At 40.5% G+C, this 17,247-nt stretch carries 13 protein-coding genes; 8 read left to right on the top strand and 5 right to left on the bottom strand.

Annotated features, from left to right (window positions below; translation table 11 throughout):
* Nucleotides 1-131: 131 nt before the first annotated feature.
* Nucleotides 132-1,757, top strand: a complete 1,626-nt coding sequence (locus tag BT147_RS04145) for a long-chain fatty acid--CoA ligase (RefSeq protein ID WP_177239679.1) — start codon at nucleotides 132-134, stop codon at nucleotides 1,755-1,757.
* A gap of 40 nt (nucleotides 1,758-1,797) precedes the next feature.
* On the opposite strand, the gene BT147_RS04140 is transcribed toward BT147_RS04145, so the two are convergent.
* A complete protein-coding gene (locus BT147_RS04140) occupies nucleotides 1,798-2,661 on the bottom strand; it encodes a DUF421 domain-containing protein (protein ID WP_072331240.1) in 864 nt (287 codons plus the stop codon).
* Between the two features lie 211 nt (nucleotides 2,662-2,872).
* Here BT147_RS04140 and BT147_RS04135 point away from each other — a divergent pair, with 211 nt between their 5' ends.
* The 3 genes from BT147_RS04135 to BT147_RS04125 all read left to right on the top strand — a co-directional run bounded on the left by BT147_RS04135 (nucleotide 2,873) and on the right by BT147_RS04125 (nucleotide 9,418).
* Nucleotides 2,873-3,322 carry a MarR family winged helix-turn-helix transcriptional regulator gene (locus BT147_RS04135; RefSeq protein ID WP_072331238.1) on the top strand — a complete coding sequence of 150 codons (450 nt, stop codon included), beginning with the start codon at nucleotides 2,873-2,875 and terminating at the stop codon, nucleotides 3,320-3,322.
* Nucleotides 3,323-3,341: 19 nt separating this feature from the next.
* On the top strand, nucleotides 3,342-6,239 hold the full coding sequence (locus BT147_RS04130; protein ID WP_072331236.1) for an MMPL family transporter: 2,898 nt from the start codon (nucleotides 3,342-3,344) through the stop codon (nucleotides 6,237-6,239).
* 164 nt (nucleotides 6,240-6,403) lie between these two features.
* Nucleotides 6,404-9,418 (top strand): MMPL family transporter, encoded by a 3,015-nt coding sequence (locus tag BT147_RS04125; protein ID WP_072331234.1) that lies wholly within the window; start codon nucleotides 6,404-6,406, stop codon nucleotides 9,416-9,418.
* A 65-nt stretch (nucleotides 9,419-9,483) separates the two neighbouring features.
* On the opposite strand, the gene BT147_RS04120 is transcribed toward BT147_RS04125, so the two are convergent.
* Nucleotides 9,484-10,917 (bottom strand): 4-hydroxyphenylacetate 3-hydroxylase family protein, encoded by a 1,434-nt coding sequence (locus BT147_RS04120; protein ID WP_072331232.1) that lies wholly within the window; start codon nucleotides 10,915-10,917, stop codon nucleotides 9,484-9,486.
* Between the two features lie 2 nt (nucleotides 10,918-10,919).
* Nucleotides 10,920-11,444, bottom strand: a complete 525-nt coding sequence (locus tag BT147_RS04115) for a cysteine dioxygenase (protein ID WP_072331230.1) — start codon at nucleotides 11,442-11,444, stop codon at nucleotides 10,920-10,922.
* 173 nt (nucleotides 11,445-11,617) lie between these two features.
* On the opposite strand from BT147_RS04115, the gene BT147_RS04110 reads away from it, so the two are divergent.
* A complete protein-coding gene (locus BT147_RS04110; RefSeq protein ID WP_072331228.1) occupies nucleotides 11,618-12,028 on the top strand; it encodes an RrF2 family transcriptional regulator in 411 nt (136 codons plus the stop codon).
* Between the two features lie 17 nt (nucleotides 12,029-12,045).
* Here BT147_RS04110 and BT147_RS04105 read toward each other — a convergent pair whose 3' ends face one another.
* Complete coding sequence (locus BT147_RS04105; RefSeq protein ID WP_072331226.1) at nucleotides 12,046-12,702, bottom strand: potassium channel family protein; 657 nt, start codon at nucleotides 12,700-12,702, stop codon at nucleotides 12,046-12,048.
* Between the two features lie 24 nt (nucleotides 12,703-12,726).
* Nucleotides 12,727-14,070: a TrkH family potassium uptake protein gene (locus BT147_RS04100; RefSeq protein WP_072331224.1), complete on the bottom strand. Its 1,344-nt coding sequence runs from the start codon at nucleotides 14,068-14,070 to the stop codon at nucleotides 12,727-12,729.
* A 201-nt stretch (nucleotides 14,071-14,271) separates the two neighbouring features.
* On the opposite strand from BT147_RS04100, the gene BT147_RS15005 reads away from it, so the two are divergent.
* From BT147_RS15005 to BT147_RS04085, 3 genes are all read left to right on the top strand, one after another.
* Nucleotides 14,272-14,649 carry a DUF433 domain-containing protein gene (locus BT147_RS15005; RefSeq protein ID WP_083426358.1) on the top strand — a complete coding sequence of 126 codons (378 nt, stop codon included), beginning with the start codon at nucleotides 14,272-14,274 and terminating at the stop codon, nucleotides 14,647-14,649.
* Nucleotides 14,650-14,653: 4 nt separating this feature from the next.
* Complete coding sequence (locus BT147_RS04090; protein WP_072331222.1) at nucleotides 14,654-15,061, top strand: DUF5615 family PIN-like protein; 408 nt, start codon at nucleotides 14,654-14,656, stop codon at nucleotides 15,059-15,061.
* A 510-nt stretch (nucleotides 15,062-15,571) separates the two neighbouring features.
* On the top strand, nucleotides 15,572-17,206 hold the full coding sequence (locus BT147_RS04085; protein ID WP_072331220.1) for a peptide ABC transporter substrate-binding protein: 1,635 nt from the start codon (nucleotides 15,572-15,574) through the stop codon (nucleotides 17,204-17,206).
* Nucleotides 17,207-17,247: the final 41 nt, after the last annotated feature.

The raw sequence follows: 17,247 nt of genomic DNA, 5'->3' as shown, positions 1-17,247 counted from the left end.
TGCATGAGTATCAAATCAGGAACGAACGAGAAATACATTTTTGTATGTATTCTATAGGTATTTTCTCACATGATATTAATTTTCCGATTAAACTGACTTTTATTAATTGATCAAAGGGGCAGATGCACATGATGATGAATGTTCCACTTACGGTACCGATGATGTTTGAACACGCAGAGCGCTATTTTTCTAAGAAACTGGTGATCTCCCGAACGGCTGGAGGGATCCATCGTTTTACATATGGGGAGATTGCGCAGAGAACACGACGTCTTGCTCATGCGTTAGAAAAGCTAGGAATACAGAAGGGGGATCGGGTAGGGACGCTTGCCTGGAATCATCATCGCCATCTAGAGGCATACTTTGCGATCCCCAGCATAGGAGCTGTATTGCATACGATTAATATCCGGCTGTCCCCTCAACAGATCGCCTATATCATCAATCACGCGGAGGATAAGGTCCTCCTGATTGATCCGGATATTCTCCCTCTTGTAGAAGCGATTGTTCCTCATCTTTCTACCGTAAAAGCATTTGTGCTTATGTCTAATACGGATCTCCCGAACTCTCCTTTAAAGCCACTCTATTCGTATGAGACACTTCTAGCTGAATCGGACCCTTCTTTTTCGTTTCCGCCAATAGAAGACGAGAACCAAGCGGCGGGCATGTGCTATACATCGGCTACAACAGGAAATCCAAAAGGGGTGGTTTATACCCATCGCAGTATCGTCCTTCATGCGATGGCCCTTGGATTGGCGGATAGTACAGCCGTTTCGGAAAGAGATACAGTTTTAACGGTTGTGCCGATGTTCCATGTGAATGCGTGGGGATTACCGTTTGCATGTGTATGGTTTGGAAGTACTCAGGTCTTGCCAGGGCCTTATTTCACCCCTCAATTGCTGGCTGAGTTGATTGAATCAGAACAGATTACCGTCACAGGTGGTGTTCCGACCATCTGGTTAGGATTATTAAAGGAATTAGAGCAGAAGGTGTACGATCTCTCTAGCTTGCGTGGTGTGTTATGTGGTGGTTCAGCGGCACCACTTGCGATGGTGCGAGCTTTTGAAGAGAAGTGGAACGTTCCTTTTTACCATGCGTATGGTATGACTGAGACAAGCCCACTTGTATCATTTGCAAGATTAAAAAGCTATCAAGATGGTTCTGAGGAAGATCGCATCCAATCCCTGACCAGACAAGGTTACATGGTACAGGGCACCGAGATGAAAGTGGTGGGAGCAGAGGGTGAAGTGAAATGGGATGATAAGGAGATGGGTGAGCTGTTACTTCGGGGTCCTTGGATTGCAAGCGAATATTATCGTGATGAACGGAGTACTGATACATTTAAAGACGGATGGCTTCATACTGGAGATGTTGTAACCGTGGATGAAGAAGGCTCCATCAGAGTCGTGGATCGAACAAAAGATCTAATTAAGAGTGGTGGGGAGTGGATCTCATCTGTTGACTTAGAGAATACCCTGATGACGCATGAAGCCGTTTTTGAAGCTTGTGTAGTGGGGATTCCCCATGAAAAATGGGAGGAGCGTCCATTGGCCTGTATCGTCTTAAAGGATTTATACAAAGGGCAAAATCTCAAACGAGAGATTCTCCAATTTTTACACACTCAGTTTGCTAAATGGTGGATTCCAGATGATATTGTGTTTGTAGATGAGATTCCGAAATCGGGAGTAGGAAAGTTCCTTAAGCGGGATCTTCGTGAGCAGTGGCAGGATTACTATGTGGCGAGTACAACTGTCATAGAGTAACGTAAACAGACATGGCGTAGTGATTTATGCCATGTCTGTCCTATTTTAAAAAGGGCCTGAGATTCATGATTTCCTTTCGTAATTTTTCAGCTGATTGTTTATATATTTTTTTCTCTTTAGGGTCTTCAGTGGATAGATGCATGAGTGCTAGATCCGCTTCGCATTTATTTAACAAAGTGTATAAAAGATTTTTTTCACCTGCTTGTATGCGTACAGGATGAATCTTATCTTCGTATAAATCAATGTATAAGCTTCCATTTGACGTTACTTGTGCTAGAAAAACATCTTCTACTTGTAATCGACGTTTTTTCAGTTCTGACATTAACCAGCTTCTAGACAAGCCCATGCCTGTTAAGGTGTCTGCCATTATACATCCATCCGAGATTACAATCTCTGGAAATAATTCCTTCTCAACCTTTAAACCTAGCATTTTGGGGGTAAGAGGTTGATTTTCTTTTTTCAGCAATACATTTAATGTCCCGTTCTGCTCCAGAATGGCTGTATCCACATCGCTGAGAGAAAAGATATTTTTATATCGTAGTTGCTCCATTAGTTCATCTACGGTAATTCTCTCTTTTCTGAGGTCCTCTTCTAGAATTTGTCCATCTTTAATGAGTATGGTGGACCTACCATCTAGTACATTTCGCAATCGTTTGCTTTTCAGTGTAATATACTCAATTCCCATGGCAACCAGTGTCCAGACAGCAAGTGATGCGACTCCTTGATACCACCTGCCTTCCAGATCAATTGAGAGAGATGCTGCTAAGTTACCAATTGTAATTCCCGTGATGTACTCAAACAATGACAGCTCAGATAATTGTCGCTTGCCTAGTATTTTCGTAACGATAAATAAAACGAAAATAGCAGATACGGTGCGTAGAATAATCTCTATCCATGGAGGCATCGAGTAAGTTCCTCTCTTTCCATATAGATTGGCATATTATGCATAGATCCATGGAATATTATTCAAAGGAGGCTGGCAGAACGTATGTCTATTTTGAAAACGAATAGCGAAATGGATTGACGATTAGTGGATAGGGCCATATAGTTAAATTAATTAATAGTTAAATGAATGAACTATATTTGTACGGAATATAAAAGGAGTGATAGGAAACGTGCTTCCCATCGAGATTAAACACCTAGTCGATCAGTATATAGAGTTATCTTTTTCGGTTAATAAAAATGGGGAATCCCTAGTCAGAGATCAGATGAATGACGATATGACAAGTGATCAGCATTATACTCTGCGCTACATCTATCAAATCAAATCTTGTACCCCTTCTGACCTAGCTAAAAAGTTTCAGGTGAAGAAAAGTGCAATTACAGCGATGGTTAACCGCATGTGGAAGAAAGGGTGGATCCAGCGAACACGAGATGAGAAAGATCGTCGAGTCGTCTATCTAACACTGACGGAGGAAGGGAAAGCTCTGTACATGAAAACAGAAGAGCGGATTCATCAACTAGTGGGTTCCATGCTGAACAACTTTGAACAAGAAGAGTTGAAACAATTTCTTTGTACGTATCAAAAATTGCAACGAGTCTTAGAGAATTATAAACAAACATAAATGGACAGGAGGAATGGAATTGAAAGCGATTATTAAAGGTCGTTGGTGGGTGGTTTTGTCATGGGTTTTACTGATTGCGGGATTGTTTTATATGTCTCCTAACATGGCAGATTTAGTGCGTGAAAAAGGAAATATTGAAGTTCCAAATGGGTACTCTTCGAAACTTGCGTCGCAGTTGCAAGAAAAAACAGGTGGTGAACATAGCTCACAAGTTGCACTTGTCTTTTATAACGAAAAAAAATTGACTGAGGGTGATATAAAGGAAGCTAAAAAAGCGGTGGATTTGTTGGAACAGAACAAGGAATCACTTGGCATTACAGAAATTGCTACCCATTTTAAAGACAGCCAGTTAAAAGATACGATGGTTTCAAAAGATGGAAAGGCGATCTTAGTATCTCTCAACGTACAAAAGGGAGACAAGAAGGCATCTGTTCTTAGTCAAGATCTATCAAAAGCTTTGGACGGGATTAAGGTTCAGCATCAATTTACAAGTGACTGGATGATTACGGATCAGTTGATGAAGTCATCGGAAGAGGGCGTCAAGAAGACAGAGGGGATTACAGTTGTATTTATCTTGATTGTCTTGATACTAGTCTTCCGTTCTGCTGTGGCACCTGTGATTCCACTTTTGACTGTGGGTTTTTCATACCTTGCATCTCAATCGATTGTATCTATTTTGATCGATCGGTTCGATTTTCCTATTTCCAATAACACGCAAATGTTTTTAGTAGCGATATTATTTGGGATTGGAACCGATTATTGTATCTTGCTTTTAAGTCGCTTTAAGGAAGAATTATCCGATAACAGGAGTGTTACCACTGCCATTTTGGAGACATATAAAAGCGCTGGTCGTACAGTGTTTTTTAGTGGAATTGCGGTAATGGTAGGCTTTGCTTCGATTGGTTTTTCGGAATTCAACCTGTATCAATCCGCTTCGGCAGTAGCAGTGGGAGTTGCTGTTTTATTGCTGGCTCTGTTTACACTGGTGCCATTTTTTATGGCGGTACTAGGGAAGAAGATCTACTGGCCATCTAAGAAGAAATTGGATCATAGGGAAAGTAAGTTATGGGGAGCTGCAGGAAGATTTTCTCTATCAAAGCCGATTCTTTCGCTGCTCGTTGTGGGGATTATCTGTGTTCCCTTTATCTTTGCGTATGAGGGAAGGCTTACTTTTAATTCACTAGAGGAAATTAGCCAGGACGCCCCGCCAGTCAAGGCATTTCATATGATTGAAAAAAGCTTTGGAGCGGGGGAATCCATGCCGACGAAAGTGGTATTAAAGAATGATGAACGTATGGATTCAAACGAATATCTTTATCTTACGGAACGGATCAGCCGAGAAATAGAGAAGGTAAACTTGGTACAATCTGTTCGCTCTGTTACACGACCGATCGGGAAGCCACTAGAGGAATTTTTAATTGCGAAACAGTCAGAGAAACTAGAAGAAGGAGTGGGGAAGGGAAAAGAGGGTGTTTCCAAAGTTTCGGACGAGCTTCATAAGACAAGTGAGGAATTATCGAAACAAGAGCCTCAAATTAAGCGTGGTGTGAGCGGAATTAACGACTTAGTTAGCGGAACATCTCGCGTTCAATCAGGGCTATCGAAGCTACAATCAGGTCTAGCCCAAGTGGATAACGGCATTCGTCAAGTGGGAATCGCAGGCTCTACGGAAGTGAAGAAGGGACTTCAGGAGGCAAAATCAGGTGTACAGGATTTGCTTAGAGTTTATCAAGAGCTTTATCAAACTTACAAAGGAATTAGCCAAGAGATAGAATCATCAGAATTAAGGTCAAAAATGGAGAACACTAATACAAGGTTAGCAGGAGCAATTACCGAGCAAAAAAGGATAGTGACAGGCTTAGATGAACTCATAAAAGGAGTCGATGAGCAAATAGCCGGTTCTAAGAAACTAGCTGACGGACAGGGAGTCATTGTGAAACAGACCCCCCAATTGATCAACGGTTTATCTAGTATAAATGATGGTCAAAAACGGCTACTAAAAGAGTACCAAGCACTTACTGGTCAGCTAGGTAAACTGTCATCAGGTCTTGCAGAAGGTGCAAAAGGATTAGATAAGATATCTGGTGGTTTGGGAGATGCACAAAACTATCTGACTGGTTTAACTGGTTCTCCGGGTGTCGATGGATTTTATATCCCAGGTGATGTGCTAGAAAATAAAGACTTCCAAAAAGTGTTAGATGCCTATCTGTCACCCGATCGGAAGACGATGACGCTAGATGTAGTGTTTAAGACGAATCCATACGCTCGTGAAACCATGAATCAGATAGATGATATCAAAGATGCGATCCAACGGGCGACGAAAGGAACGAAGCTAGAAAACGCCACTGTGGCCGTAGGTGGGATCACTAGTGCGAGTGCGGATTTGAACACGATGTCGAATCAAGACTACGCTCGTACGGTTACACTTATGTTAATGGGGATTGGGATTATCTTAGTGTTTGTATTCCGCTCGATCATCATGCCGGCCTATATCTTAGGCTCTCTCCTTCTCACATACTATACGACGATGGGAATGAATGAAGTTTTGTTCATTGATATCTTGGGGTATAGTGGAATTAGCTGGGTCGTCCCATTCTTTAGTTTTGTGATCTTGATGGCGCTCGGGGTGGACTACAGTATCTTCCTTATGGACCGATTTAATGAGTATCAAGACGTAACGGTTGCTGATGCGATGTTGTTATCAATGAAGAAGATGGGGACGGTTATTATTTCTGCGGTTATCATTTTGGGTGGTACATTTGCAGCGATGATTCCATCAGGCATGTTATCACTCATTCAAATTGCTTCGATTATTTTAATAGGATTATTGTTGTATACCTTTGTTGTACTACCATTTTTGATCCCTGTATTAGTTAAGAACTTCGGGAAAGCGAACTGGTGGCCGTTTCGTAGATAAAAAAATGCAGGGAAAACCCCTTTAAGTAGGTGAAAACCTCCTTAGAGGGGTTTCTTTATTTGTCTAAATGATGACAAGTGAAGGTCATAAGAGGAGGTGTTTAATAATTTATAGAAATTAAAACAATATATAAAAATATAAGTAGTTATAATGGGGGACTGAATTTGCAGAGGATGTTAAAAGGTCGTTGGTGGATTGCCCTTATCTGGGGGATTATTGTGGCAGGTTTGGTCTATGTAGCTCCTAGTATGTCTGATTTAGTACGTGAGAAAGGAAGGATAGAAATTCCAGAAGGATATTCATCTAAACTTGCTTCTCAATTGATAGTAGAAGGGTATGGAAAAAGAAATTCTTCTCAAGTTGCCTTGGTTTTTTATAGCGATCAAAAACTGACAAATCATGAGATTAAGGAAGCAGAAGAGGCAGTAAACCGTTTAGAGCAGAATAAAGAATTGTTAGGGATTAAGAAGGTTACTACTCATTTTAAAGAGAGTCAGTTGACAGGAGCACTTGTTTCCAAAGATGGTAAAGCAATCTTAGCTTCATTAAATATGGATCAAAAAAAGCGCAGTCTGTCTAGCCTTACGAAATCCTTATCTAAAACGTTGGATGGAATAGGAGTCAAATACGCTTATACGAATGAGTCGATTATCACAAGTCAACTGCTCCAGAAGTCAGAAGAAGGATTAAAGAAGACAGAAGGGATTACTGTTATTTTCATCCTTTTCGTCTTATTCCTGGTATTTCTCTCCGTTGTTGCCCCGGTTATTCCTCTATTAACGGTGGGAATCTCCTATCTTACTTCCCAATCAGTTATTTCCCTCTTAGTTGACCAATTTGATTTTCCGATCTCAGGTAACACACGAATTTTCTTAGTAGCTATTTTGTTTGGAATTGGGACGGATTATTGCATTTTGCTTTTAAGCCGTTTTAAAGAAGAGTTAATACATAGCGGTCAGGTAGTTCCGGCAATCGTAGAAACATATAAACGGGCAGGTCGTACCGTGCTAATTAGTGGAATTGCGGTCATGGTTGGCTTTGCTTCCATAGGTTTCTCTCAGTTTAATCTGTATCAGTCTGCAGCAGCAGTTGCGATAGGGATCGTCGTGCTACTACTCGCTTTATTTACACTGGTGCCACTCTTTATGGCGCTTCTGGGGAAAACGATTTACTGGCCGTCCAAAAGGAAATTAGAACATAAGGATAGTAGGCTCTGGGGTTTCATAGGACATTTTTCATTATCTAGGCCCATTCTCTCTATACTCTTGGTTGCGGTTATTTGTGTGCCCTTTATGATTGCTTATAAAGGAGAGGTATCGTTTAACTCGATAGAAGAAATAGGCGAAGATGTACCTACTATTAAAGCGTTTCGCGTGATTGAACATAGCTTTGGTGCTGGGGAATCCATGCCCACGAAACTGGTTTTCAAAAATGATGAACGATTGGATTCAGTTGATTATTTCTATGTGGTGGAACGGATTAGTAGAGAGTTAGATAAGGTAGACTTAGTCGCCTCTGTCCGCTCGATTACAAGGCCTATGGGAGAACCTTTTGAAAAATTTTTGATTACAAAGCAGTCAGAAAAACTAGGAAAAGGGTTAGGAAAAGGAAAAGAGGGCGTCGAAAAGATTTCAGAGGGGTTGAAGGAAGCAAATGATGAGTTAACAAAGAAAGAACCTGAATTAAAACGAGCAACGAACGGAATCCAGAGCCTGATTGATGGAACAAGTCTTGCAGAATCAAAATTAACGCTGCTTGAAACATATTTATCAAAAATGGAACAAGGCATGAGGGCTGGTTCTGTACAAGCAAAAAAAGAGCTAGAGACAGCAAAAGAAAGGACACAGGAACTACTTCGTATGTATCAAAGTTTTTCTAAGGCATTTAACGAGATGAATCGTGATTTGCAACAGATTGATCCTTTGTTAAATCAATTAGATCAAATAAAAGAAGAGTATTTCCATAAATTAGAAAGCAGTGTTAAGGGTTTGGGGTCTTCAGTAGAGTATCAAAAAATCAAAAGCAATATCCTGTCAGCAGTAGAGAAAAAGAACAAAATGATGAAGTTTCGTTCCAATTTGGAAAAAATGATGGAAAATGAGGATAAGATAACCAAAGAAATAAATGCCTTTACACAAAGAATAGAAAAACAAGTAAAAGGTCTGGAAAAAGCGGCGGATGCACAGGGGCAGATTGTGAAACAGCTTCCTCGCCTTACTGATGGATTATCCAAAATGAATGATGGACAGAAAGAACTACTTGGCGGATTTGGTAAGCTAAGAGATCAATTAGAGGAATTAAAATCAGGTCTGAGTCAGGGGGCAGATGGTTTAAATAAGGTATCTGGTGGATTAGGAGTCGCCCAAAGATATTTAACAGATCTCTCCACTACTACGAATGTTGATGGATTTTATATGCCGGCTGATATTGTAGAGGATAAGGGTTTTCAAAACGTATTAGAGGTGTATTTATCACCCAATAGGAAGACGATGACGATGGACGTCGTTTTTAAATCGAATCCATATGCCCGTGAAACCATGAATCAAGTAGAAAAGCTAAAAGAGGCTGTACATCGGGCGGTCAAGGGAACGAAGTTAGAAAATGCCACAGTGGCAATAGGTGGTATTACAAGTATGAACACTGATTTAAAAGCCATGTCGAATCAAGATTACTCTCGTACCGTTACGCTCATGTTGCTCGGAATCGGGCTTGTGTTGGTATTTTTATTCCGTTCTTTCATGATGCCGATTTATATCATTGGATCATTACTTCTCACTTATTATACGAGTATGGCGATCAATGAAGCGCTATTTGTGGATATTCTCGGTTATAGCGGGATTAGCTGGATTGTACCGTTTTTTGCCTTCGTGATGTTGATAGCACTTGGAGTAGATTATAGTATCTTTCTCATGGACCGGTTTAATGAGTATCACGAAATACCTGTTGCGGATGCGATGCTATTGTCGATGAAAAAGATGGGGACCGTTATCATTTCAGCCGTTATTATATTAGGTGGTACCTTTGCGGCGATGATCCCATCTGGTATGTTATCCCTCATCCAGATTGCGTCAATCATTTTGATCGGGCTATTTTTATACACTTTCGTTGTGCTCCCTCTACTCATTCCTGTACTGGTGAAGAGTTTGGGAAAGGCAAATTGGTGGCCATTTCGAAGATAAAATAGGTTAAATTAAAATAAAACAAACTCTCCATCCGTGAGAGCTTGTTTTATTTTAAGGTCAGTTCATAGATACTTATCTATCATATTTGTTATCTTATCTTTATTGTAAGATAAATACTGTCCAGCCTGATTGCGGATGGGGTCACCAGAGTAGAATCGTTCGTACAACTCGGATCGTGAGGCAAACGGAGTCCCTATGACATCCCAGGCCAGTTTAAATAGCTTGGTCCTTTTTTCCGCATCTACATCTGCACCCCGAAAATATTGATTCATCAGGTCAGAGATAGGAGATTGGAAATCTTGTACACTCGAAGGAGTTTGAATAACCCCCCCAGCAGCAATTAATTGGAGAATCTCAATTGCCCGTGGGTAGAAGGTGGTTCCGAGATTTTTCGCTATGTCTATGGTCGTTCCTCTTGGTAGATAAACACCTTCCTCGGTCATTGCGCCCTCTGCCTCACTGGCAATAATACATGCATGAATGGTCTCTATTTGTGAGATCAGCTCGCCTAGTTTTTCTTGAACATGAAGAAATTGAGTAGCTCCAATGGTTGTAGCGATTTTACAAGCTAAGCCAGTGATAAACTCTAGTTTTGTCTTTAAGCGGATGATGGCTTGATGATATCCTAAGCAAATTGAATGGGGATTCTCTTTGATAGCCCAGATCGCTTCTGGGTTTTCATGGATAAATACATATTCCCATGGAATAAAGACATCATCAAAAATAAGGAGGGCGTCCATCTCGTCATATTGGGAACTCAGGGGAAAGTCTTGTTGCTCCAGATCACTTTTGGCAAATGATTCCCGGCAAACGATGTGTAATCCAGCGGAATCCGCAGGGACAATTAACATATTCGCTACTGATTTCTGAGATTCATTTAGCCTTACAACCGGATAGATCAGGAAGTCATGCGTATAGGGAGCTGCTGTAGCAATCATCTTAGCTCCGTTTAAATAGACACCGTCTTTTGTTTTTCGGGTGATGTGTAGTAGGCCTGATTCACGTAGAAGCTGAGGATCATATTGATTAGCTCGGTTGATTTGCACATCTCTTAGCACAACGGTGATAAATCGATTCTCGTCTCGTGCCCGTTGATAGTAACGAGCGATTTTTTCTGGAAATGCCGAATCATACCTAGAGAATTGATTACGAGCACAGTACCATCCAGTTAAACGAGAGCGGGCATAATCAGAAAGTCTGCTCATCATTCCGTCCGTTGCTTCGCTCCATTGTTCAAAAGCAATGCGTCTTTTTTGTAAGTCGCTGATTGACTGGGGGATATGAAATGATTGATGAACCCACTCGCCAGTAGTAGGACTCACATAGGCAACACTTTCTTGAGTGGTAGGATCATCCAACATTCGAAACAGATTACAAACGGTTTGAATCGCACCACGAAATGCTTCTTCTTCTAGAACACGAACTCGTTTTCCATTTAGCCAAACGTTTCTCTGATCATTTAGATTTTCCGAAAATTCTTTCTCCCTTGTTTTCAAGTTTATACCCCCTCCTTGTGCGATTGTAGCACATTGTTGGGATAAATATGATTACCTGAAATGGGGGGGGTATAGACGTGTAAAGTAACAATGGGTTGATCTGTTGGATTGTACATCGAATGAATTTGACCATGTGGGCTATAGAAAAATTCGTCTGCTGTAAAATGCTTACTGCTCAATATTTCGAGTGTTTCGTTAGCATGTTTCCGATATACACGATTTAAAACACTCCCTTTTATCACGTGAACACAACAACAAGCTTCACCGTGGTCGTGTACAGGGGTTTCTACTTTTGATGGAACGTGTAACACGATCACCTCAAATAAATCAGAGCAATAGATTTGATTTCGTCCATATTCAAGTGGAGCAACAGGTGCAGTTAGATAAGGAGTAATTCGGTCAATGGTACAATCAGATGCTCGAATCAAACGGCACATGGTTTGATAATAATGCGAAGCATCCTTGTGGGGATCAAGATTTACACCCTCTAAATTCAAAAGATTTTGGATATGTCTGGCATACTTCATATCGATCTACCCCTTCTACTTGATTATGTTGACTAACATACTCAGGTATCGAACTGACTATGAGACTAATATATGTCAATTTCATTCATTATGCGCACTAAAATCGGCATAACGACAGGAAAAATTCATAAATTGATAGGTATAATATTAGATCGGAAAAGGGGGGATTAAAGGTGAAAGTATCGAGTAGAGGGGAGTATGCATTAAGGGCACTCATCGCTTTGGGATTACAGGAGGGAAATGTTTCAACGATTGCGGATATATCTGGACAAACCCTAGTTCCTGCTGCGTACTTGGAACAAATCCTCCTGCAATTGAAGATGTTAGGCTATCTAAAAAGTAGGCGAGGGAAGAAAGGGGGTTACATGTTAGCAAAAGCCCCGGATCAAATCGTCATAGGTGAAGTGATCCGGAGCTTAGAAGGTCCGCTTGCCCCGATGGGTTGTGTAAGTATCACCTCATACGAAGCATGTCCACTAGAGGGAACGTGCCTCCTAAAGCCATTTTGGGCACTAATTCGGGATTCGATTGCGCAACTATTAGACCAAACGACGTTGGCGCATTTGATAGAAAGGAAGCTATAACGAAATATGATAGAATTCTAAGCCAAATCTGTAAATCTTTCTAAATCGCTATTCTCTCCAATGACGACTAAGACATCATTGATCCCTAGAACGCGCTCTGGATTAGGTGAAATATCAATCTGTTCACCTGAACGAATTGCGATCACATTTAAATTGTACTCGGCACGTAGGTTGATTTCTCGTAAATTTCGATCGGTCATACTTCGAGGAACCTTGATTTCTTCTACACTATAATCATCTGCTAGTTTGAGAAAGTTTAATACATTGGGCGACATGAGATGATGAGCGACACGCTCACCCATATCCCGTTCAGGGAAGACTACCATATCGGCCCCTATCTTATATAGCACTTGGGCATGGCGCTTATTGAGTGCTTTGGCGACTACTTGCCTAATTCCAAGCTCTTTTAAAACAAGTACGGTTAAGATACTCGCTTGAATATCGTCGCCGATGGCTACAATTACGGTATCGAAATTGCGGATTCCGATCGCTCGAAGGGCCTCTTCATCCGTTGAATCAGTGATCACCGTGTGAGAAACCTGATCCTTGATCTCATCAATTCGGGGCTCATCCATATCAATCGCTAATACCTCGTTACCCTCTTTATAGAGAGTGGTCGCGATACTAGAACCGAAACGCCCCATTCCAATTACTGCAAAATGTTGTTCGCGCATCCTATCTTCCCCTTTGTTTTAGTATTACCCGATCATTACTTTCCCTTCTGGATAACGATATAGGTGATTTCTTCTTCTATTCGCGATGGCAAATGCGATGGTGAGCGGCCCAATTCGTCCGATAAACATAGTAACCGAGAGGATCACTTTTCCGGCAAACGAGAGATTGGGTGTAAGCCCCATTGAAAGGCCTGTTATATTAGCAGCAGATGTAGCTTCAAAGAGAATCGTTAAGAAGTCTACCCTACTATTTTGTTCTGTTACCGTTAATAACATCGTAACAATGATGATGATGAGGATGGCAATCGTTGCGATTGTTAAAGAGCGATAGATGAATCGGTAGGGAATCCGCCTCTTAAAAAAGCTAACATCTGACTTCCCTGTGATCTGTGACCAAACCGCCCCTACTAATACCGCAAATGTACTTGTTTTAATCCCACCTCCAAACGACCCCGGTGAAGCTCCGATAAACATAAGTAGGATCAACAGAAATAAAGTGGATTGGGTGAGATCAGGGATACTGAGTGTATTGGATCCAGCTGATCTAGGGCTAATCGCTTGATACAGAGAGCTAACGATTTTATCTGCCATTGAAAGGGGTTGTAGGGTTTCTGGATTGTTAAATTCAAAACAGAAAATCAAAACCGTCCCTACAACTGTTAAGATAAGACTTGTCATTAACACCAGTTTTGTATGTAAAGAAAATCGCTTTGTTTTATGATACTCGTACACCTCGTTTAGTACAATAAAGCCAATACCACCAAGGAAGATCAATACACAGAGTATGAGGTTTATATAAAGGTGCTCAGCATAGTTCGTGAAGCTTCGAAAGCTCCCCATCAAATCAAAGCCTGCATTATTAAAGCTTGAAATAGAGTGATAAAACCCATAGTAGATAGCCCGATCAGTGGGGTATTCATAAGTAAATGGGATTGTAAGGAGGATTCCGCCAACTGTTTCGATGATAATCGTAAAAATGATAATTCGTTTCACAAGTTTAATGATTCCATCGACTGATAGATTATTTAATGATTCTTGTAATAATAGACGATCTTGAAATGAGACACGTTTTCCGAGCAAAATGGCAAATAAAGTAGCAAAGGTAATAAAGCCTAACCCACCTACTTGAATAAGGAATAAAATAACCAATTGTCCGAAAAGAGAAAAAGAATGACCTGTATCAACTACGACTAATCCCGTTACGCAAGTCGCCGAAGTGGCTGTGAAAAATGCATCGATCCACGGGATACCGTGCCCATTCTTAGAAGCAACGGGGAGTGACAGAAGGAAAGAGCCAATTAAAATGATAATACCAAAACCAATCACTAGGACTGTAGGGGGATTTAAATGCTTACGAGTTCGTTTCATGGAAACTCCTACTCTATATCTTAATTATCTAGTATTTCTTTCTGACAAGTGTGCACGGAACTGATAAAATAGAACGTGTGGGTATGTAGCAGAAAAATGACTGATGAAATATGAGTTTACTGTATTTAACATACTATGGCCAGTTGAACTTATTCTATCTGCTTGTCGCAAGTGATGCAATGATGATTGGAGTTGTTACAGATGAAGGAAATTCAAGAACCAACGTTACCATTCTCTTTGTTAGAATTACTCGAAGATCCAAAGTGGGGAAAATGCATAAATGATTTCCTACACGACTATAATGGTTACCATCCAAATGACATGGGGATGAACCAGATGAAATCATTTCTACGCATGATTGTATCTCATCAACCGGGGATTAGCATGGATCAAAAAGTGGTAAGCGAGATGCCTGTTATACAAGGGACTCGTATTCAAGTTACGATGATTTTGGCGTGCTTACGTGATGGAATGACAATAGAAGAGATTTGTGAGGACTATGGATTAACACGTGAACAGATTCACCAAGCACTAAGCTTTGCGATCCGAGTTCTGGATGATCCATTTATGGGGAGTTAGCGGAATGAGATTGTTTCTAGATGAAAACGTAACTCCACGAGTGAAAGATTTCTTTGATACTCGTGGCTATGATGTAGAGACCGTTAGCTCTGTACAGATGAGAGGGTTTCATGATGAAGCGGTTTTTCGATATGCAGTAAAGGAGAAGCGAATCTTTCTTACTCATAATGGTAAAGACTTTATCATTCAAATCCCTCCTGTGATTCAGGGGGTCTTTCATAAGGGCATCATATGGTTTCGCTTTCAGGTTACGAGGAAAAACGTAGACCAAGTCTGCCATAAAATGCATGATTTTTTCACCTTTTGGAAGTCGATAGATAAGTCGATTTGGGAGGTAAACCAAAAACAAAATAGCACCCAAATTTGTTTTATCCGATCATACCCTCCACCAAGGGAAGAAATGCATATATAAAAATAGTTTATACAAAAATATATCGCATAATCGATGAAATTATTAGTTTATTGTACTAAGACATAAAATTTAGAAATGTGTTTTTATATGTAAATTGTGGTAAGCGAAAAGAGGGAATTAAGAGATGTTTTACGAAATTAACTTGTAAGAATGGATGGATCGAATGTAGAGAAATAATAGAAGCGACACGCCTTGAGAGACATATTCATATACCAAAAAGTATTTTTATGCATTCAAAAAAACCAAGCTTCCATTCCCTCTGAAAATGAAAATGAGTTAGGAGATGATAAAAAATACTCTTTACAAAATCAGCACTTTTAAGTTAAATTTATAGCAATCAATTCCTAATCACGACAGACTGCCTAATGAAATTATCTAAATATATTCAAATCGTTTATTTGAATAAAGATATGCTTTCAGGTGAAGGCCTTCCGTTAGTATAGACTGGTGATATGGGTACAAGCAAAGCAGAATGTAGCTATTATTCTATTATTTTAAGGAGGAAGGTTAATGAAAAAAAGAAAGCTTGTTCCGTTTCTTGCGATCACTCTTGTAGCAAGCCTAGGGGTTACAGCATGTAGCTTTGGTGGTGGAGCCAAGGATGATAAGGATACGTTGGTTATTGCCAGCAGATCGGAACCAAAAGAACTCGATACTGCCAAGACGACGGATGGTCCATCCGGCATTGTTACTGCAAACGTTCAAGAAGGACTTTATCGTCATGCTAAAGATGGCAAATCAGTCGAGCCTGCTCTAGTGGATGGAGAACCACAAGTTAGTGCAGATAAGTTAACCTACACCTTTAAAATTCGCGATGCAAAGTGGAGCGATGGAAAGCCAGTTAGAGCCCAAGACTTTGAATTCGCTTGGAAGCGTACACTAACTCCTGAAACTGCTGCTGAGTATGCAATGATTTTGTGGGATTTGAAAAATGGTAGAGCTTTTAACGAGAAGAAAACAGCAAAAGTTGAAGATGTTGGAGTAAAAGCGCTTGATGATAAAACCTTGGAAGTGAAGTTAGAAAAACCCCTTCCTTATCTTAAGAACTTGTTAGCGTTTCCAATGTACCTCCCCCAAAGGGAAGATATAGTGAAACAGTATGGGAAAGACTTTGCAAAAAATGCAAAAGCAAACGTTTACAATGGCCCATACAAGTTGGTTGATTGGAAACAAAAGCAAAGCTTGACGTTAGAAAAGAATGAAAATTATTGGGATGCAGCTACTGTCAAGACCAAAAAGATTGAGATCAAAGTGATGACTGACGCATCTGCAGCTATTAACGCATATACAACTGGACAAGTTCAGGTTGCCAATGTAGGCGGTGACTTTATCCAGAAGTACAAAGATGATAAAGAAGCAGTAGCTATTAAGGAACCTACTTCTGCTATGATGATTATGAACCAGAAGAATAAATTCTTAGCCAATACAAAGGTTCGTCAAGCATTACAACTAGCTTTTGACTCTAAAGAATACCAACAAGGTGTTTTGCAAGATAAATCTACAGCAGCTGGTGGGCTCGTTCCTGGTAATGTGAAAGGAAACGGGAAGGATCTAGAGAAGCTTTTCCGCGAGTCAGCCCCTGCAGAACCGAAATTTGATGTGACAGAGGCAAAGCGTCTTCTAGCTGAAGGTCTAAAGGAATTAGGTATGGATAAAGCTCCAGAACTCGAATTGATTGGGGATGACACGACCTCTGCTAAGCGTCACGGGGAATATGTGAAAGACTCGTTCAAGAAGAATCTGGGTGTAGATGTGAAAATTTCCTCACTTCCATTCCAGCAGCGTAGAGATCGTACAACCAATGGACAATTTGATCTTGTAGCATTCCTATGGCAGGGTGATTACAATGATGCAATGAGTTACTTGGACTTGTTTGTAACAGGTGGACCTTTCAACTATGCAAAGTGGAGTAATAAAGAGTACGATGCATTAATTAAGAAAGCTCAAGAGAACAAGTCGGGTGATAGCCAAGAGCGCCTTGATGCTATGATTCAGGCAGAAAAGATTCTGTTAGATGAAGCTGTGATTATTCCAGAGTATTACCGTACGATGACCTACCTCGTGAAACCAACAGTCAAAGATATGGTATTTAGTTCCGAAGGATTTGGTGAAGAACTAAGCTTCAAGTGGGTTCAAAAGAAGTAGTACTTTGGACAGGAGGTATATATCGAAAGGAGATATATACC

The sequence above is a fragment of the Thermoactinomyces sp. DSM 45891 genome (genome assembly GCF_900119485.1).
Lineage (GTDB): Bacteria > Bacillota > Bacilli > Thermoactinomycetales > Thermoactinomycetaceae > Baia.
The sequence above is the reverse complement of the archived record's forward strand: the minus strand, read 5'-3'. Positions and strand labels throughout refer to the sequence as shown.

What these genes read in the sequence shown, in the direction of transcription:
- BT147_RS04145 (WP_177239679.1), top strand. Translation starts at nt 132, where the DNA reads ATGATGAATGTTCCACTTACGGTACCGATGATGTTTGAACACGCAGAG.
- BT147_RS04140 (WP_072331240.1), bottom strand. Translation starts at nt 2,661, where the DNA reads ATGCCTCCATGGATAGAGATTATTCTACGCACCGTATCTGCTATTTTC.
- BT147_RS04115 (WP_072331230.1), bottom strand. Translation starts at nt 11,444, where the DNA reads ATGAAGTATGCCAGACATATCCAAAATCTTTTGAATTTAGAGGGTGTA.
- BT147_RS04105 (WP_072331226.1), bottom strand. Translation starts at nt 12,702, where the DNA reads ATGCGCGAACAACATTTTGCAGTAATTGGAATGGGGCGTTTCGGTTCT.
- BT147_RS04100 (WP_072331224.1), bottom strand. Translation starts at nt 14,070, where the DNA reads ATGAAACGAACTCGTAAGCATTTAAATCCCCCTACAGTCCTAGTGATT.
- BT147_RS15005 (WP_083426358.1), top strand. Translation starts at nt 14,272, where the DNA reads ATGAAGGAAATTCAAGAACCAACGTTACCATTCTCTTTGTTAGAATTA.
- BT147_RS04090 (WP_072331222.1), top strand. Translation starts at nt 14,654, where the DNA reads ATGAGATTGTTTCTAGATGAAAACGTAACTCCACGAGTGAAAGATTTC.
- BT147_RS04085 (WP_072331220.1), top strand. Translation starts at nt 15,572, where the DNA reads ATGAAAAAAAGAAAGCTTGTTCCGTTTCTTGCGATCACTCTTGTAGCA.